The organism is Streptomyces sp. NPDC047886 (assembly GCF_043204435.1).
Classification (GTDB): domain Bacteria; phylum Actinomycetota; class Actinomycetes; order Streptomycetales; family Streptomycetaceae; genus Streptomyces.
This window is the reverse complement of the sequence record NZ_JBIDCF010000004.1, coordinates 397,257-413,766: the sequence shown is the minus strand read 5'-3', so window position 1 is coordinate 413,766 and position 16,510 is coordinate 397,257. Positions and strand designations below refer to the sequence as shown.

The window sequence follows — 16,510 nt, the reverse complement described above, 5'->3', positions numbered from 1 at the left end:
ATGGCACGTGGCGAAGCCACCATCGGACGGGTCATGGCCCAGATCGCGATGGTGATGAACCTCGACAAGTGCATCGGGTGCCACACCTGCTCGGTGACCTGCAAGCAGACGTGGACCAACCGGACCGGCGTCGAGTACGCCTGGTTCAACAACGTCGAGACCAAGCCCGGCGTCGGCTACCCCCGCCGCTACGAGGACCAGGAGCAGTGGAAGGGGGGCTGGATGCTCGACAAGCGGGGCCGCCTGGTCCTCCGCTCCGGCGGCCGCGTCAAGCGCCTGCTCTCCCTGTTCTCCAACCCGGACCTGCCGACCATCGAGGACTACTACGAGCCGGTCACCTACGACTACGACAACCTGGTGAGCGCCCCGGCCGGGAAGGACATCCCGGTCGCCCGCCCCCGCTCCGTCCTCACCGGCAAGCCCACCGCCATCACCTGGGGTGCCAACTGGGAGGACGGCCTGGGCGGCGCGCCCGAGCACGCCGGCGCGGACCCCAACCTGACCGGCGAGTGGGCCGAGAAGGTGAAGTTCGAGTTCGAGCAGACCTTCATGTTCCACCTGCCGAGGCTGTGCGAGCACTGCCTGAACCCGGCGTGCGTGTCGGCGTGCCCGTCGGGCGCCATGTACAAGCGGGTCGAGGACGGCATCGTCCTGGTGGACCAGGACCGCTGCCGGGGCTGGCGGATGTGCGTCACCGCGTGCCCGTACAAGAAGGTGTTCGTCAACCACGCCACCGGCAAGGCGGAGAAGTGCACGTTCTGCTTCCCGCGCATCGAGGCCGGCCAGCCGACCGTCTGCTCGGAGACCTGCGTGGGCCGGCTGCGCTATCTCGGCCTGGTCCTGTACGACGCCGACAAGGTGGGTGAGGCGGCGGCCGTACCGGACGAGAAGGACCTGCTGGACGCCCAGCGGAACGTGTTCCTCGACCCGAACGACCCCGAGGTCGCCGCGGCGGCCCGCGCGTCCGGGATCCCCGAGGACTGGATCGCCGCGGCACGCCGCTCCCCCGTACGCGCCCTGATCAGCGAGTACAAGGTGGCGCTGCCGCTGCACCCGGAGTACCGCACGCTGCCGATGGTCTGGTACGTGCCGCCGCTCTCGCCCGTGCTCGACGCGGTCGGCGCGGCGGGCGGCAACCAGGACGACCCGGACCATGTCTTCGCCGCCGTCACCCGGCTGCGCATCCCGCTGGACTACCTGGCCAGCCTGTTCACCGCCGGGGACACCGACGTCGTCGCGGGGGTGCTGATGAAGCTGACCGCGCTGCGCTCGTACATGCGTGAGCGGACCCTGGGCGAGGCGGGTGACGAGGAGCCGCTGAAGGCGGTCGGCCTGACGGCCGAGCAGGCCCAGGACCTGCACCGGCTGCTGGCGGTCGCCAAGTACGAGGACCGCTATGTCGTCCCGGCGGCCCACAAGGAGGACGCCGCCGCGCTCACGGCGATGGAGAGCCGCTGCCCCGTCGAGTCCTCCGGGACGCCCGACGGCGGCGACCGCAAGATCATGCTCGGCCTGCCCCGGCTGCGCCGCGACCCCGCCGGAGAGACCTCATGAACCCCCTGCGCACGCTCGCACGCGGCCGTACCCGCATCCGCCCCGCCGGCCGGCCGGGTCCCCTCACCGCCGAGGAGGCGGAGCGGCGGGCACTGCTGCTGCGGCTGCTGTCCCTGCTGTGGCAGTACCCGGACGCCGAACTGGCCGCGGCCCGGCCGGTGCTCACCGCCTCGGTCGCGGCGCTGCCGCCGTCGGAGGCGGCGACGCACCTGGCCGCCTTCACGGCGTGGTTCGGCGCGGAGGACCCCGACGCGCTGGAGAGCCACTACGTCGAGGTGTTCGACCTGCGCCGCAGGAGCAGCCTGTATCTGACGTACTACCTGCACGGCGACACCCGCCGCCGGGGCATGGCCCTGCTGACCCTGGCGCAGACCTACCGGGCGGCCGGCTGGGACACCGGCACCGGTGAACTCCCCGACCACCTGCCGGTGGTGCTGGAGTTCGCGGCGCTGGCCGGGCCGCGTGCCGGTGAGGCGCCGCTGCGCCGGCACCGGCGCGGTCTCGAGCTCATCCAGCACGCCCTGACGGCCGTGGACTCCCCGTACCGGCATCTGATGGCGGCGCTGCTGTCGCTGCTGCCTCCGGCGAGCGACGCCGACCGCGCGGAGGTGGCCCGGCTCGCGGCCGAGGGCCCGCCGGCCGAGGAGGTCGGTCTCGCCCCTTACGAGGGCGGGGAGTTCGACGCACCGGTCCTGTTCGCGCCACCGGACACGTTCGTCCCGCCGGCGGGTACCCCGGTCCCGCCCATGTCGCCCGCACCGCCACTCCCCTCCTCCTCCCGCACTCTGGATTCGGAGAGCCCCCGATGAGCGCCGCCCCCGCCGTGCCCGTAGCCGCAGCGTCCGGCGTCGACCTGCTGCTGTGGGTCGCCGTCCCCTACATCTGCCTGGCCGTGTTCGTGGTCGGACACGTCTGGCGCTACCGGCAGGACCAGTTCGGCTGGACCAGCCGCACGAGCCAGCTGCTGGAGCACCGCTGGCTGCGCTGGGGCAGCCCGCTGTTCCACCTCGGCACGTTCGCCGTGATCGGCGGCCATGTGGTGGGCCTCGCGATCCCCGCGTCGTGGACGGAGGCCGTCGGCGTCGACGAGGACGCCTACCACACGGCTGCGGTCGCCCTGGGCTCCGTCGCGGGCGCGGCCATGCTCGTCGGTCTCGGCATGCTGTGCGCCCGCCGGCTGCTGGCGCCGCGCATCCGCACCACGACCAGCCGCAGTGACAAGCTGCTGTTCCCGCTGCTCGCGGCCACCGTGCTGCTGGGCATCGCGGCGACGGTCGTCCACAACGTGGCGGGCGGCGGCTACGACTACCGGTCCACGGTGTCCGTCTGGTTCCGGGCGCTGTTCGCGCTGCGGCCCCAGCCGGAGGCCATCGCCGGCGCCCCGCTGCTGTTCCAGTTGCACGCCATCACCGCGTGCCTGCTGTTCGCCGCGTGGCCCTTCACCCGCCTCGTCCACGTCTGGAGCGCCCCCATCGGCTACCTCCGCCGCCCGTACCTGGTCTACCGGCGCCGCACCCCCGCCACGACGCCCCGCTGACCGGCGGCCCTCGGAGGCGGGTCCCGGGGGCGGGGGCCGAACGGCCCATGCGGACGGGAGCGGTGATCGGAGAGGCTGGGAGCAGGCCCTGCCCGAGCGTCGTCCTACGGAGGCGAACCGACCCATGCCTGGCACGATCACCGTCGGACTCGACGGGGCGGACCCCTCGCTGGCCGCCGCCGACTGGGCGGCCGCCGAGGCGGCGCGGCGCGGGCTCCGGCTGCGGCTGGTGCACGTCCGCCGTCCGGACTTCGCGTCGGACGCCGTGACGGACGACGACCGGCGGTGGACGGAGAGCGTCCTGCGGGAGGGCGAGGCACGGATCGCCCGGAGCGTGCACGGGCTGCCGGTGGAGGCCGCCGTGGTGGACGGGGAGCCCGTCGGCGTCCTGGCCGCCGAGGTGTCCAGGTCCGTGATGCTGGTGCTGGGCTCGCGCGGGCACGGCGCGCTCGTCGGGCACCTCCTCGGCTCGGTCTCCCTGGGGGTGCTGCGCGAGGCCCGGGGGCCGGTCGTCGTGGTGCGGGGCCTGCGGCCGTCCGACGCGGCGCGGCGCCGGGACGAGGTCCTCGTCGGTGTCCAGGACACGCGCGGGTCCGGGGCGCCGCTGCTGGAGTTCGCGTTCGCGTCGGCCGCCGCGCGGGGCGCGGTGCTGCGGGCGGTACGGGCCTGGAGCGCGCCGAACACGCTGGCGTGGAGCCCCGGCGCGATCTGGCTCGCGCAGGACCCGGACGGTCTCGCCGCCACGCATCGGCGGGAGCTGGCGGAGGCGCTGCGCCCGTGGCAGGAGAGGTATCCGGAGGTCGACGTGGTGCAGCGGGTGGAGAGCGGCCCGGCGTCAGAGGTGTTGCTGTCGCACTGCCACCGGGCCGCCCTGGTCGTCGTGGGGCGTCGGGCCCGGGACGGAGCACCGCACCGCGTGGGCGCCGTCACCCATGCCGTCCTGCACCACGCGCCCGGCCCGGTCGCCGTGGTGCCGCATCCGTGACGACCCGCGCGAACGACGACCCGCGCGAGACCAGCCGCGCGGACGAAGCACCGCGTACGACGAACAGCGCGTACGACGAATGAAAGGCGTTCCGTTCCGATGAGCCCCTCCGCCGACCGCCCCGTCCCCGCGCCCATGCCGCACGTCGTGGTGGTGGGCGGCGGCATCGCCGGACTGGCGGCCGCCGCCCGGCTCACCGGTGTGACGGGCGACGGGGTGCCCCGGGCCCGCGTGACGGTCCTGGAGGCCGACGCCCGGACGGGCGGGAAGCTGCTGGGCGGGGAGGTGGGCGGCGTCCCCGTGGACCTGGGTGCCGAGTCCCTGTTCGCGGCGCGGCCGGGCGCGTTCGACCTGGCGCGGCGGGTGGGCCTCGGCGCGGACGTGGAGGCGCCGCTCACCTCGGCGGCCGCCGTGTGGACGCGCGGTGCGCTGCGGGAACTGCCCAAGGGGCAGTTGATGGGCATCCCGGGGGACCTGGACGCGCTCGCGGCGTCGGGGGTGCTCTCCCCGGAGGGCGTCATCCGGGCGTGCTGGGACCTGCAACTCCCCCGTACGGAGGTCGGTGAGGACATCGCCATCGGCCCGTACGTGGCCGCCCGGATGGGGCGTGAGGTGGTGGACCGGCTGGTGGAGCCGCTGCTCGGCGGTGTGTACGCCGGGCACGCGGACGCGCTGTCGCTGCGGGCCGCGCTGCCCCGGCTGCTGCCCGTCGCGCGGGAGACGCGCTCGCTGGCCGAAGGGGTGCGCGAGCTGCTGGGCCGGGGCGGGGGGCAGATGCCCGCGGGGGCGGAGCGCCCCGGGTTCCGGACCGTCCGGGGCGGTATGGGCCGGCTGCCGGAGGCGGTCGCGGAGGCGTGCCGGGCGGCGGGGGCGGACATCCGCACGGGCACCGAGGTGCGGGAGCTGTGCCGGACCGGTCGGGGCTGGCTGATCCGTACGGAGGCGTCCCGCGGCGGGGCGGCGGACGGCGGACCGGGCGGCGACGGCGCGGCGGACGGGCTGGTGGCGGACGAGCTGGTGGCGGACGGGGTGGTGCTGGCGGTGCCCGCGCCGGTGGCCGCGCGGCTGCTGGCCGGTGAGGCGCCGGGCGCGGCGGCCGACCTCGCCGCCGTGGAGTACGCCGACATGGCCCTGGTGACGCTGGTGTTCCGGCGCTCCGGCCTCGCCGCGGTGCCGTCCGGGAGCGGTTTCCTGGTGCCGCCGGTCGACGGCCGCACGATCAAGGCGGCCACGTTCTTCTCCAACAAGTGGCGCTGGTCCGCCGAGGCCGCTCCCGACGCCTTCGTCGTACGGACGTCGGTCGGCCGGCACGGCGAGGACACGGCGCGGGTGCTGGACGACGCGGAACTGGTCGCCCGTGCGCGGGCCGATCTGGCGGAGGCGGCCGGGCTGGGATCCGTACCGTACGCGACGGCCGTCACGCGGTGGCCCGCCGGGCTGCCGCAGTACCCGGTCGGGCACTTCGCGCGCGTGGAGCGGATCCGGGAGCTGACGGACAAGCTGGGCGGGCTCGCGCTGTGCGGGGCGGCGTACGACGGGGTGGGCATCGCCGCGTGTGTCGCCGGGGGCGAGCGGGCGGCCGGCACCGTCGTCCCGACGGCCTGACCCGGTCGGGCCCCGGTCGGCGGCCGGTCCCGCAGGGCGCACGCCTCGGAGAGGGCACGCCTCGGAGGCGCCGTCAGCCGAGTACCGCGCGCAACTGGTCGATGTCCGGGGCGCCCTCGACGCGGCCGTCCGTGGACCGGTAGATCCGGCAGGCGACGCCGGTGGCGGCCCCGGGCGGCGCGAACGGGTCCTCGCCGTCGACGAGGAGCGTCGGCGATCCGTGCATGCCGCAGCGCGCCGCGTCGGCCTCGTTGGTGACGACCTGGACCGGGACGGGGGCGGCGCCGGCCGGGAGCACGCGCGCCAGGCGCCGCAGCAGCAGCGGAAGGTTCGGGCAGTCCGGCACGGCGAGAACCCGGAGTTCCCTGGTGGCCTCCATGGCGGCCTCCTCTCCCTGACGTCAGCCGGCCAGATCCCGGAGCGCGTCCTCGACCCCCCGGTGGAAGGTGGGGTAGGCGTACATCATGTGCCGGAGCCGCTCGACCGGCACCTCGGCCTGGACCGCCACCGCCAGCCCGTACAGGACCTCGCCGCCGGCCGGGCCGGCGGAGGTGGCGCCGACGAGGATCCCCCGCCGGGTGTCCTCCACCAGCTTGATCACGCCCTCGTTCCCCGCCTTGTGGATCCAGCCGCGCGAGGACGACGGGACCTGGGCGGTGCCCGTGCGCACGGGGACGCCCAGCTCGCGGGCCGCGTGCTCGGTGAGGCCGACGGAGCCGACCTCCGGGTCGGTGAAGGTGACGCGCGGCAGGGCGCGGTAGTCGGCCTCGGGGCCGGGGACGCCGAGGATGTCGCGGACGGCGACCTCTGCCTGGTACATGGCCACATGGGTGAACGCGCCCTTGCCGGTCAGGTCGCCGACGCCCCACACGCCGTCGGCCGCGCGCATCCGGCCGTCCACGTCGAGCGCGCGGGCGTCCCGGTCCAGGCCGACGGTCTCCAGGCCGAGGCGGGACAGGTCGGCCCGCCGCCCGGTGGCCACCAGCAGCCGCTGGGCGGTCAGCTCGTCGCCGCCGTCCAGGGTGAGCCGGAAGGTGCCGTCGGCGTGGCGTACGCCGGTGGCGCGGGCCCCGGTGCGCACGGTGACGCCCTCGCTCCGCAGGACGTCCGTGACCAGCGCCGACGCCTCGGGTTCCTCCGGGCTCATCAGCCGTTCCATGGCCTCCACGACGGTCACCGCCGTGCCGAAGCGGGCGAACGCCTGCGCCAGCTCGACGCCGATGGCGCCGCCGCCCAGCACGAGCAGTGACGCGGGCGGTTCCTCGGCGGCGACCGCGTCGCGGTTGGTCCAGTACGGGACCCGGTCCAGGCCCGGTACCGGCGGGATCTGCGGGCGGCTGCCGGTCGCGAGGACGACACCGCGCCGCGCGGTGAACACCCGCCCGTCGACCTCGACGCGGCCGGGTCCCGCCAGGCGGGCGCGGCCGCGGACGAAGCGCCCGCCGGTGCCGGTGAAGCGGTCGACGGCCGCCTTGTCGTCCCAGTCGTCGGTGGCCTCGTCGCGGATGCGGGCGGCGACGGGGGCGAAGTCGGGTGCGACCTCGGTCCTTCCGGCCATCCCGGGGACGCGCCGGGCCTCGGCGAGGAGATTGCCGGCCCGGATCATCATCTTGCTGGGGATGCACGCCCAGTACGGGCATTCGCCGCCGACGAGTTCGGCCTCGATCCCGACGACGCCGAGCCCGGATCCGGCGAGCCGCCCGGCGACGTGCTCTCCGCCCACACCCATGCCGATCACCACGACATCGGCGTCGTGTGCCGGATCCTGCCCCATCGGCGGCCTCCTCGGTCCGTGATCCCCCACGCGTCCGTCGCCCTCGCGCCCCAGGGGTTCCCTCCATGCTGATCGTTACGCGCCGGAACCGCTCGTTCCGGGGGCCGGCGGCGTGCCTTCCCGAAGAATCGGGACAAAGAGGGGAGAAATATCTGCACGAAGCGTGCTGGTGCCGTCGGCGGGAGAATCGGATGCGTGTGCTGCTCGTCCACCCGAGTGCCCTGATGTACTCGGAGATCTTCCTCCGTCTGGAACCCCTCGGGCTCGAACGGGTGGCTGCCGCGGCACGCGACGCGGGCCACGAGGTCCGCGTGGTCGATCTCCAGGTCCTCTCCCGCGCCACCCTGGACCGCGAGCTGAGCGCGTTCGCCCCTGAGGCGCTCGGCATCTCCCTGAACTATCTGGCGAACATCCCCGAGGCCATCGAGATCGCCCGGCAGGCCAAGGCCGCCCTGCCGGGGTGCTTCGTCTTCTTCGGCGGTCACAGCGTCTCGTTCATCGCCGACCACGTGCTGGACCAGGCGGGGGGCGCCGTCGACGCGATCGTGCGCGGCGAGGGCGAGCCCGCCGTGGCACCGCTGCTCCAGGCCGCGCGCGACGGCGGGCTCGGCGGCGTCCCCGGAGTCGTCAGCGCGGACGGACGCGGCCCCGCGCCGCTGCTGCTGGAGAGCCTCGACCGGCCGCGTCCCGCACGTGACCTCATGCGCCGGCGCGACCGCTACTTCATCGGCGAGCTCGACCCGTGCGCCTCGATCGAGTTCACCCGGGGCTGCCCCTGGGACTGCTCGTTCTGCTCCGCCTGGACCTTCTACGGGCGCAGCTACCGCAAGTCCTCCGCCGAGGCGGCCGCCGACGAGATGGCGTCCATCAGGGAACCGAACGTCTTCATCGTCGACGACGTGGCGTTCATCCGTCCGGAGCACGGCCACGGGATCGCCGCCGAGCTGGAGCGCCGCCGCATCCGCAAGCGCTACTACCTGGAGACACGCAGCGACGTCCTCCTGCGCAACGAAGAGGTGTTCGAGCGCTGGACGCGGCTGGGGCTGCGCTACATGTTCCTGGGCATGGAGGCGATCGACGCCGAGGGCCTGGACCTGTACCGCAAACGGGTGAGCCCGGACGACAACTTCCGGGCGCTGGAAGTGGCCCGCCGGATGGGCATCATGGTGGCGATCAACCTGATCGTGGACCCGGCGTGGGACGAGGAGCGCTTCCGGCTCGTCCGGGAGTTCGCGCTGGCGGTGCCCGAGATCGTGCACCTGACGGTCATGACGCCGTATCCGGGCACGGAGATCTGGCACACCGAGGCCCGCCAGCTGACGACCCGCGACTACCGCCTCTTCGACATCCAGCACGCGGTCGTCCCGACGAAGCTGCCCCTGGAGGTCTTCTACCGGGAGCTCGTACGCACCCAGGCCGTGCTGAACCGCAAGCACCTGGGACTGCGTACGGCGATCGGCGCCATGGGGGTGCTGGGACGCAACCTGCTGCGCGGGCAGACCAACTTCGCCCGGATGCTGTGGAAGTTCGGCAGCGTCTACAACGTGGAACGCCAGCTGGCGGACCACCGTCGTCCCGTGGAGTACGAGCTGCCGCTCCCCCGGCACCGGGCCACTCCCCCGGCACGGCAGGACCTGTACATCCACACGCGGCCGCCGGCCCCCGTCCGTCACCGCCCGGAAGCGGGCCTCGGCGAAGCCTGACGGGGGCGTGCCCGCCGCCCCCGCACCGGGGCGGCCGCGCTGCCGGTCCGGCCTCCTCACCGTACGGCCGGGGTGCCGGCCGTGCCGTACGCGGCGGCGACCTCGTCGACCTGCCGGTAGCCGGTGCGCAGCAGGAACGTGGCGAGCCGCCCGTAGGACTTGGCGCCCAGGATGAAGAAGTGGCTCTCCGGGGTGCGGAGCCCCTCGATGCCGGAGACCGGCTGGGCGAGGCAGTCCGTGCCGCCGGCCGCGAGGAGCGCCGCCGACAGGTTCATGGGCGCCCCGGTGGCGTAGCACTCGTGGACCTGGAGCTGGCGGTGGAGCGTGGGGTCGCCGGTGTAGCCGGTGAGGGAGACCACATGGTCGGCGAGGACCTCGTGGGGGCCGGACGGGGTGGCGAGGCGGGCGCGGATCCGCCGGCCGTCCGGGGGCAGGGAGCGCACCCGGGTGCCGGTGTGGACGGTGACGCGGTGGTGCGCGCCGGCGGCGAGTGCGCGGGAGGAGTCGACCAGTGCCTGGCGGCCGGGCAGCGTGTCGTTCGGCACGGCGCCCCAGTCGGGCGCCGGGGAGCGGACCGCCCAGACCACGCGGGTGCCGGGGAGTGCGGCGAGGTCGCGGGCGGCGGTCTGGGCCGACTTTCCGGCGCCGACGAGGAGGACGGTGCCGGCCCAGCGGCCGGGGCCGTCCACGGCGGGGAGTGCGCGGACGACCCGGCGGCCGAGTCCGCGTTCGCCCGGGGCGGGGATGCCGCCGTCGCCGAGGGTGTTGGGCCGGCCGTAGGTGCCGGTGCAGTCGAGGACGAGGTCCGCCTCGGCGGTGTCCTCGCCGTCGGGGGTGTCGAGGAGGAGGGTGAAGGGGGCGGCGGCCCGGGTCTCGGTGCCGATCTCCTCGTGCTTGAGGAGCCCGGCGCGGGCGACGCCCGCGACGCGGGTGCGGGTCCTGACGCGTCCGGCGAGCGCGGGCAGGGCGGCGACCGGGTCGAGGAGCCGGTCGGCGAGTTCGGCGCCCGTGGGGCAGTCGCCGCCGTGCGGCGCGCCGGGCAGGTGGGCGCGCATCCGGGGCGAGACGTCGAGGTCCCAGGGGGTGAACAGGCGCACATGGCCCCATTCCCTTTCCGTCCGCCGTTCTCCGGGCGGATCCGGGGCATCGGGCGGTCCGTGTCCCCGCCGGGAAGGTGCCGGGAACGCGCCGGGCGGCCCGTCCCGGGAGTATCCGGCGCGTCACGCGTGAAGAATGGCCTCCAGCAGCACACCTGGTACCCGTCGCGAGGAGATTCCGGTGAGAATGCTCATCAACGTTCCCGAGACCGTCGTCGCCGACGCGTTGCGCGGGATGGCGGCCGCGCACCCCGAGCTGACCGTCGACGTGGACAACCGGGTGGTCGTCCGGCGGGACGCGCCGGTCGCCGGGAAGGTGGCGCTGGTCTCCGGCGGCGGGTCCGGGCACGAGCCGCTGCACGCCGGGTTCGTCGGGCCCGGGATGCTGTCGGCGGCCTGTCCCGGTGAGGTGTTCACCTCACCCGTGCCCGATCAGATGGTGCGGGCGGCCGCCGCGGTGGACAGCGGTGAGGGAGTGCTCTTCATCGTGAAGAACTACACGGGTGACGTCCTGAACTTCGACATGGCCGCCGAGCTCGCCGAGGACGAGGGCGTGCAGGTCGCCAAGGTGCTGGTGGACGACGACGTGGCGGTGTCCGGCAGTCTGTACACGGCCGGGCGGCGGGGTACCGGCGCCACCCTGTTCGTGGAGAAGATCGCGGGCGCGGCCGCCGACGAGGGCGCTCCCCTGGCGCGGGTCGAGGCGATCGCCCGTCAGGTCGTCGCCGGTTCGCGGAGTTTCGGCGTCGCCCTCGGCGCGTGCACGACGCCCGCGAAGGGCAGCCCGACCTTCGACCTGCCGCCCGGCGAACTGGAACTCGGGGTCGGCATCCACGGCGAGCCGGGGCGGGAGCGGCGCCCGATGATGACGGCTCGGGAGATCGCCGACTTCGCGGTGGACGCCGTACTGGCCGACCTCGACCCGCAGGGGCCGGTACTGGTCCTGGTCAACGGCATGGGGGCGACCCCGCTGCTGGAGCTGTACGGGTTCAACGCCGAGGTGCAGCGGGTGCTGGGAGAGCGGGGTGTGGCGGTGGCCAGGACGCTCGTCGGGAACTACGTCACGTCGCTGGACATGGCGGGCTGTTCGGTGACCCTGTGCCAGGTGGACGAGGAGACGCTTCGGTTGTGGGACGCGCCGGTGCGGACGCCCGCGCTGCGGTGGGGGCGGTGACGGCCGTGCTGGACGCGGAACTCTGCCGGCGCTGGATGGCCGCCATGGCGGCGGCCGTGGACCGCGAGGCCGACCGGCTGACGGAGCTGGACGCCGCCATCGGCGACGCTGACCACGGCGCGAACCTGCGGCGCGGGTTCGCGGCGGTGGCGGCCGCCCTGGAGAAGGAGCCGCAGGACACGCCGGGCGCCGTGCTGACGCTGGCGGGACGGCAGTTGATCTCCACCGTGGGCGGGGCGTCGGGGCCGCTGTACGGGACGCTGCTGCGCCGGGCGGGCAAGGCGCTCGGTGACGCGCCGTCGGCGACCAGGGCCGAGCTGGCGGCGGCGCTCGGCGCGGGCGTGGCGGCGGTGGCGCAGCTCGGCGGGGCGACGGCCGGGGACAAGACGATGCTGGACGCGCTGGAGCCGGCCGTCACGGCGCTCGGGGACGTGTCGTTCGCGGCGGCCGCGCGGGCGGCCGGCGAGGGTGCCGTGGCGACCGTACCGATGCGGGCCCGCAAGGGCAGGGCGAGTTATCTCGGTGAGCGGTCCGTCGGGCATCAGGACCCGGGGGCGACGTCGTCGGCGCTGCTGCTCGCCGCGCTCGCGGAGGTGGCGGCATGACGTCCGTCGGAGCGGGCGCGCCGGTGGGTGTCGTCCTCGTCTCGCACAGCGCCGAGGTCGCCGCGTCGGTCGCCGCACTGGCCCGGGGTCTCGCCGGGGGCGGGACGACCGCGCCCGTGGCGGCCGCGGGCGGTGACGTGGACGGCGGGCTCGGCACCAGCGCCGAGCTGATCGCGCGGGCGGCGCGGGCGGTGGACGGCGGCGCGGGCGTGGCGGTCCTGGTGGACCTGGGCAGCGCCGTGCTGACGGTGAAGGCGCTGCTGGCGGAGGGCGACGATCTGCCCGCCGCGACCCGGCTGGTGGACGCGCCGTTCGTGGAGGGGGCGGTGGCGGCGGTGGTGACGGCGTCGGCCGGCGGCGACCTGGACGCGGTGGAGGCCGCGGCGTCGGAGGCGTACCGCTATCGCAAGGAATGAGCAGGTGCGGTTGTGATGTAGCTGGTCATGCCACTAATGTCACAGGGCCTTGGTGTACGGGAAACCGGTGTGGAACCGGTGCGGCCCTCGCCACTGTGATCGGGAAGTCCGGCTCCATCCCCCCGGGAGGCTCTGGGGGAAGCCACTGGACCTCCGGGGGAGACCTCGGTGTCCGGGAAGGCGGAGACCGGGCGGTACGACCCGTCAGCCAGGAGACCGGCCAGGGCGCGTTGTCCATCCACGAGGTGCTGGAGAGGGTCTCCTAACCCATGCATATAGCCGAGGGGTACCTGCCCCCCTTGCACGCGGCCGCCTGGAGCGTCGCGGCCGCTCCCTTCGTCGTCCACGGTGTCCGGGCCCTGACGCGGGAGGTCAGGGCCAATCCGGAGTCGACGCTGCTGCTGGGCGCGTCCGGCGCCTTCACGTTCGTCCTGTCCGCGCTGAAGATCCCGTCGGTGACGGGCAGTTGCTCGCATCCGACCGGTACGGGTCTGGGCGCGATCCTGTTCCGGCCGCCGATCATGGCGGTGCTCGGCACGATCACGCTGCTGTTCCAGGCGCTGCTGCTGGCGCACGGGGGGCTGACGACACTCGGCGCGAACGCGTTCTCCATGGCGATCGTGGGGCCGTGGGCCGGGTACGGGGTCTACCGGCTGGCGCGGCGGTCGGGTCTGTCCCTGATGCCGGCGGTGTTCCTGGGCGCGTTCGTCGCCGACCTGTCCACGTACTGCGTCACGAGCGCGCAGCTGGCGCTGGCCTTTCCCGACCCGAGCAGCGGCTTCGTCGGCGCGCTCGGCAAGTTCGGCGGCATCTTCGCGGTGACCCAGCTGCCGCTCGCGGTCAGCGAGGGCCTGCTCACCGTGCTGGTGACGCGGCTCCTCACGCAGTCCAGCAGGGGTGAGCTCGTCCGGCTCGGGGTGCTGCCCCGGGGCGGCGCCGAGAAGGAGGCCCAGGTCCGATGAGCCGTAACGCCAGGATCAACACGCTGCTGTTGCTGATCGTCGCGGCGCTCGCCGTGCTCCCGCTGGCCCTGGGGCTCGGCGACGGCAAGGAGGAGCCGTTCACGGGCGCCGACGCGCAGGCGGAGGCGGCGATCACCGAGAACGCGCCGGACTACGAACCGTGGTTCACGCCGCTGTACGAACCCCCGTCGGGCGAGGTGGAGTCGGCGCTGTTCTCGCTCCAGGCCGCGCTGGGCGCGGGCGTGCTGGCCTACTACTTCGGGCTGCGCCGGGGCCGTCGGCAGGGCGAGGCGCGGGCCCGCGCCGAGGCGGCGGAGCGCACCGCGGCCGAGGCCGCCGACCGGCCCGTGGCGGAGGAGTAGGCCGGGTGCTGCCCATCGACGTGGCGGCGCACAGCAGTCGCTGGCGCCGCCGCCACCCGTGCGAGAAGGCCGTGCTCGGCCTGGGGCTGACGCTGTGCGCGGTGGCGCTGCCGCCGTGGCCGGGCGCCGTCCTGGTGGCGGTGGCGGCCGTCGCGGTCCTGCTCGGGCCGGCCGGGGTGGCGCCCCGGCGGCTGTGGCGGGCGTGGCGCATCCCGCTCGGGTTCTGTGTGACGGGCGCGATCCCGCTGCTGTTCCAGGTGGGCGGCCCCGGCGGGTTCGTCGCCCTGGCCCCGGACGGCGCCGCGCACGCCGGGCGGTTGCTGCTGCGGACCTCGGCGGCGTCGCTGGGGGTGCTGCTGTTCGCGTTCACGACGCCGGTGTCGGACCTGCTGCCCCGGCTCGTACGGGCCGGGGTGCCGGCGCCGGTGGTGGACGTCGCGCTCGTCATGTACCGGATCAGCTTCCTGCTGCTGGACGCCGTCGTCCGGATCCGGCAGGCGCAGGCGGCGCGGCTGGGGCTGGCCGGCCGGGCGGCGGCGTGGCGGTCGCTCGCGGGCCTCGGCGCGACGGCGTTCGTCCGCGCCTTCGACCGGGCGGCGCGGCTGCAGACCGGTCTGGCGGGGCGCGGCTACGACGGGACGCTGCGGGTGCTGGTGCCGGAGGCCCGGGTGGACCGCCGGTTCCTGGCCGCGACGGCGGCGCTGCTGGCGGGTGTCGTCGCCGGCACCCTCGTACTCGAAAGGTTGCTGTGATGAGCGGGTCCGCCGTGGTCGAGCTGGTGGGGGCGGCGTACGCCTACGAGGACGGGCCGGCCGTGCTGAGCGGGGTCGACTTCGCCGTGCCGGAAGGGCGCTCGCTGGCGCTGCTGGGCCGCAACGGCGGCGGCAAGACGACGCTGCTGCGGCTGCTGAGCGGCGGGCTGCGGTGCGCGAGCGGCGCGCTGCGGCTGGACGGCGAGGACGTGGCGTACGACAGGAAGGGGCTGACCCGGCTGCGGACGACGGTGCAGCTGGTGGTGCAGGACCCGGACGACCAGCTGTTCGCCGCGTCCGTCGGGCAGGACGTGTCGTTCGGGCCGATGAATCTGGGGCTGCCCGAGGCGGAGGTCCGGGCGCGGGTCAGGGAGGCCCTGGAGGCGCTGGACATCGCGGCGCTGGAGGACCGGCCGACGCATCTGCTGTCGTACGGGCAGCGCAAGCGGGCGGCGATCGCGGGGGCCGTGGCGATGCGGCCGCGCGTGCTGATCCTGGACGAGCCGACGGCGGGACTGGACCCGCACGGGCAGGAACGGCTGCTGGAGGCCCTGGACCGGCTGCGCGGTTCCGGGACGACGGTGCTGATGGCCACGCACGACGTCGACCTGGCGCTGCGGTGGGCGGACGACGCGGCGGTGCTGACGCCCGGCGGGCTGCGCACCGGTCCGGTGGCGGAGCTGCTCGGGGACGGGGAGCTGCTGGACGCCGCGCGGCTGCGCCGCCCGTGGGCCATGGCGGTGGCGCGGCTCCTGCGGGGGCGCGGGCTGCTCGGCGCGGACGAGGCGGGGCCGCGCACCCCGGAGGAGCTGGACGCCTGGACGGCGGCGGTCGCCGGCGGCTGAGCGCGGGCGCCGGGGCGGGCTCGGGCGGGCGCCGAGGCGGGCGCCGGAGGGGGCTCGGGCCGGCGGGGGGGCGTTCGGGTCCCGGTGGGGGCTCGGCTCCGGCTCAGGTGGGGGTGCCCGGTGCGATCGGCTCCTCGGTGGTGCCGGCGGGCGCGGCGGGCGCCGCGCCGGGTTCGAAGCCGGCGAGTATCCGCTCCAGCGCCCGCTGGTCGGGCCCGACGAACGGATCGGTGTCGGGGGCGGCGCTGATGGTGTCGAGCATCCGCGAGCCGAGGCCGACGGCCGGCGGCAGATGCGTGGAGAGCACGATCTCCGGGTCCATGTCCCGCAGCGGCCGGACCGTGGCGAGGAACTTGCCGACGTCCACGTTGTGCACCCACGGGCTGTCGATGGCGGCCCACATGAGCTGTCCGGCGCGGAGCTGCTCGGCGACGAGCCCGGCCGCCTCGCCGCCGTCGGCGAGGTCGGCGCTGGGCATGGGGGAGCCGAAGCAGTCGGAGCTGAAGAGGGTGCGCGACCGGTCGTCGTAGAACCCGACCGTCGCCGGGCTGTCGAACAGCGGCGGGCGGAAGGCGGCGAGCGTGCGGTCGCCGACGTCGAGGGTCTGCCCTGGGTTGACCAGGACGACCCGGTCCAGCGGCAGTGGCCGTTCGGTGGACATGATCCCGGCGCCGAGGAACGTGGTCACGACACGTGCGTCGGGAGCGGCCTCCAGGAGCGCGAACAGGCCGCCGGTGTGGTCCCGGTCGGGGTGGGTCAGCCAGATCCACCGCACATCGGCGGGGTCGACGGCCGAGCCGAGCGTCTCCAGGAAGTCCCGGTCGGGGAGGCTGAGACCGGTGTCCACGACGACGGGCTGTTCGGCGTGCAGCACGAACGCGTTGACGGGCAGGAACCCGATGCCCGGGACCTCCAGGCAGTCTCCGAGAACAGTGGTGTCGCGGCCGGCCTTCTGATTGGTCATGGCGGAACTCCGATGGGCCCCCGGGGTTGCGCGTCGCGGCCGCGGACGGGAGGCGGCCGCGTACGCCGCTCTCCCCTCTTTCCCATGGTGCGGCCCCGTGGGGCGTGGCGCAGCTCACGGAGGCGTAGCGCAGCTCACGCCGGGACCTTTATGCAACTTGTTGCACAACGGGGGT

The 16,510-nt window shown here is 74.9% G+C and carries 17 protein-coding genes and 1 riboswitch; of the genes, 13 read left to right on the top strand and 4 right to left on the bottom strand.

All coding sequences use genetic code 11. The features are described from left to right. The 5 genes from narH (at position 1) to hemG (ending at position 5,681) form a co-directional block, all read left to right on the top strand. Positions 1-1,554 (top strand): nitrate reductase subunit beta, encoded by a 1,554-nt coding sequence (gene narH / locus ACGF5U_RS16830; protein ID WP_392818449.1) that lies wholly within the window; start codon positions 1-3, stop codon positions 1,552-1,554. Further along, positions 1,551-2,363, top strand: a complete 813-nt coding sequence (gene narJ, locus ACGF5U_RS16825; protein WP_392818447.1) for a nitrate reductase molybdenum cofactor assembly chaperone — start codon at positions 1,551-1,553, stop codon at positions 2,361-2,363. The genes narH and narJ overlap by 4 nt, the downstream gene beginning before the upstream one ends. Next, a complete protein-coding gene (gene narI / locus ACGF5U_RS16820) occupies positions 2,360-3,091 on the top strand; it encodes a respiratory nitrate reductase subunit gamma (protein WP_392818445.1) in 732 nt (243 codons plus the stop codon). Before narJ ends, narI begins: the two co-directional genes overlap by 4 nt. A 124-nt stretch (positions 3,092-3,215) precedes the next feature. Beyond that, a complete protein-coding gene (locus tag ACGF5U_RS16815) occupies positions 3,216-4,076 on the top strand; it encodes a universal stress protein (RefSeq protein ID WP_392818443.1) in 861 nt (286 codons plus the stop codon). A 99-nt stretch (positions 4,077-4,175) separates the two neighbouring features. Then, positions 4,176-5,681 (top strand): protoporphyrinogen oxidase, encoded by a 1,506-nt coding sequence (hemG, locus tag ACGF5U_RS16810; RefSeq protein ID WP_392818441.1) that lies wholly within the window; start codon positions 4,176-4,178, stop codon positions 5,679-5,681. 73 nt (positions 5,682-5,754) lie between these two features. On the opposite strand, the gene ACGF5U_RS16805 is transcribed toward hemG, so the two are convergent. Both ACGF5U_RS16805 and ACGF5U_RS16800 read right to left on the bottom strand, forming a co-directional pair. Further along, a complete protein-coding gene (locus ACGF5U_RS16805; RefSeq protein WP_392818439.1) occupies positions 5,755-6,060 on the bottom strand; it encodes a hypothetical protein in 306 nt (101 codons plus the stop codon). A gap of 21 nt (positions 6,061-6,081) precedes the next feature. Continuing rightward, on the bottom strand, positions 6,082-7,455 hold the full coding sequence (locus ACGF5U_RS16800; RefSeq protein WP_392818437.1) for a dihydrolipoyl dehydrogenase family protein: 1,374 nt from the start codon (positions 7,453-7,455) through the stop codon (positions 6,082-6,084). 191 nt (positions 7,456-7,646) lie between these two features. Here ACGF5U_RS16800 and hpnR point away from each other — a divergent pair, with 191 nt between their 5' ends. Continuing rightward, on the top strand, positions 7,647-9,158 hold the full coding sequence (hpnR, locus tag ACGF5U_RS16795) for a hopanoid C-3 methylase HpnR (protein ID WP_392818435.1): 1,512 nt from the start codon (positions 7,647-7,649) through the stop codon (positions 9,156-9,158). A gap of 56 nt (positions 9,159-9,214) precedes the next feature. Here the strand turns inward: hpnR and ACGF5U_RS16790 are convergent, their stop codons facing one another. Further along, a complete protein-coding gene (locus ACGF5U_RS16790; RefSeq protein ID WP_392818433.1) occupies positions 9,215-10,255 on the bottom strand; it encodes a hypothetical protein in 1,041 nt (346 codons plus the stop codon). A 181-nt stretch (positions 10,256-10,436) separates the two neighbouring features. Here ACGF5U_RS16790 and dhaK point away from each other — a divergent pair, with 181 nt between their 5' ends. The 7 genes from dhaK to ACGF5U_RS16755 all read left to right on the top strand — a co-directional run bounded on the left by dhaK (position 10,437) and on the right by ACGF5U_RS16755 (position 15,371). Then, on the top strand, positions 10,437-11,429 hold the full coding sequence (gene dhaK / locus ACGF5U_RS16785; protein WP_392818431.1) for a dihydroxyacetone kinase subunit DhaK: 993 nt from the start codon (positions 10,437-10,439) through the stop codon (positions 11,427-11,429). Positions 11,430-11,434: 5 nt separating this feature from the next. After that, positions 11,435-12,034, top strand: coding sequence for a dihydroxyacetone kinase subunit DhaL (dhaL, locus tag ACGF5U_RS16780; protein ID WP_392818810.1), 600 nt, complete (start codon positions 11,435-11,437; stop codon positions 12,032-12,034). Then, a complete protein-coding gene (locus ACGF5U_RS16775) occupies positions 12,031-12,450 on the top strand; it encodes a PTS-dependent dihydroxyacetone kinase phosphotransferase subunit DhaM (RefSeq protein ID WP_392818429.1) in 420 nt (139 codons plus the stop codon). Before dhaL ends, ACGF5U_RS16775 begins: the two co-directional genes overlap by 4 nt. A 5-nt stretch (positions 12,451-12,455) precedes the next feature. Continuing rightward, positions 12,456-12,690: riboswitch (cobalamin riboswitch) on the top strand. A gap of 29 nt (positions 12,691-12,719) precedes the next feature. Next, positions 12,720-13,412 (top strand): energy-coupling factor ABC transporter permease, encoded by a 693-nt coding sequence (locus ACGF5U_RS16770; RefSeq protein ID WP_392818427.1) that lies wholly within the window; start codon positions 12,720-12,722, stop codon positions 13,410-13,412. Continuing rightward, on the top strand, positions 13,409-13,774 hold the full coding sequence (locus ACGF5U_RS16765) for an energy-coupling factor ABC transporter substrate-binding protein (protein ID WP_392818425.1): 366 nt from the start codon (positions 13,409-13,411) through the stop codon (positions 13,772-13,774). Before ACGF5U_RS16770 ends, ACGF5U_RS16765 begins: the two co-directional genes overlap by 4 nt. A gap of 5 nt (positions 13,775-13,779) precedes the next feature. Next, positions 13,780-14,526 carry a cobalt ECF transporter T component CbiQ gene (gene cbiQ / locus ACGF5U_RS16760; protein ID WP_392818423.1) on the top strand — a complete coding sequence of 249 codons (747 nt, stop codon included), beginning with the start codon at positions 13,780-13,782 and terminating at the stop codon, positions 14,524-14,526. Beyond that, a complete protein-coding gene (locus tag ACGF5U_RS16755; protein WP_392818421.1) occupies positions 14,526-15,371 on the top strand; it encodes an energy-coupling factor ABC transporter ATP-binding protein in 846 nt (281 codons plus the stop codon). Before cbiQ ends, ACGF5U_RS16755 begins: the two co-directional genes overlap by 1 nt. Positions 15,372-15,474: 103 nt before the next feature. On the opposite strand, the gene ACGF5U_RS16750 is transcribed toward ACGF5U_RS16755, so the two are convergent. Continuing rightward, on the bottom strand, positions 15,475-16,335 hold the full coding sequence (locus tag ACGF5U_RS16750) for an MBL fold metallo-hydrolase (protein WP_392818419.1): 861 nt from the start codon (positions 16,333-16,335) through the stop codon (positions 15,475-15,477). Positions 16,336-16,510: the final 175 nt, after the last annotated feature.

Bases quoted from the DNA above. Each gene is read 5' to 3' on its own strand.
- ACGF5U_RS16805 (WP_392818439.1), bottom strand. From the start codon at position 6,060: ATGGAGGCCACCAGGGAACTCCGGGTTCTCGCCGTGCCGGACTGCCCG.
- narI (WP_392818445.1), top strand. From the start codon at position 2,360: ATGAGCGCCGCCCCCGCCGTGCCCGTAGCCGCAGCGTCCGGCGTCGAC.
- narJ (WP_392818447.1), top strand. From the start codon at position 1,551: ATGAACCCCCTGCGCACGCTCGCACGCGGCCGTACCCGCATCCGCCCC.
- ACGF5U_RS16775 (WP_392818429.1), top strand. From the start codon at position 12,031: ATGACGTCCGTCGGAGCGGGCGCGCCGGTGGGTGTCGTCCTCGTCTCG.
- hemG (WP_392818441.1), top strand. From the start codon at position 4,176: ATGAGCCCCTCCGCCGACCGCCCCGTCCCCGCGCCCATGCCGCACGTC.
- ACGF5U_RS16770 (WP_392818427.1), top strand. From the start codon at position 12,720: ATGCATATAGCCGAGGGGTACCTGCCCCCCTTGCACGCGGCCGCCTGG.
- ACGF5U_RS16755 (WP_392818421.1), top strand. From the start codon at position 14,526: ATGAGCGGGTCCGCCGTGGTCGAGCTGGTGGGGGCGGCGTACGCCTAC.
- ACGF5U_RS16815 (WP_392818443.1), top strand. From the start codon at position 3,216: ATGCCTGGCACGATCACCGTCGGACTCGACGGGGCGGACCCCTCGCTG.
- narH (WP_392818449.1), top strand. From the start codon at position 1: ATGGCACGTGGCGAAGCCACCATCGGACGGGTCATGGCCCAGATCGCG.
- hpnR (WP_392818435.1), top strand. From the start codon at position 7,647: ATGCGTGTGCTGCTCGTCCACCCGAGTGCCCTGATGTACTCGGAGATC.
- ACGF5U_RS16765 (WP_392818425.1), top strand. From the start codon at position 13,409: ATGAGCCGTAACGCCAGGATCAACACGCTGCTGTTGCTGATCGTCGCG.
- ACGF5U_RS16750 (WP_392818419.1), bottom strand. From the start codon at position 16,335: ATGACCAATCAGAAGGCCGGCCGCGACACCACTGTTCTCGGAGACTGC.
- ACGF5U_RS16800 (WP_392818437.1), bottom strand. From the start codon at position 7,455: ATGGGGCAGGATCCGGCACACGACGCCGATGTCGTGGTGATCGGCATG.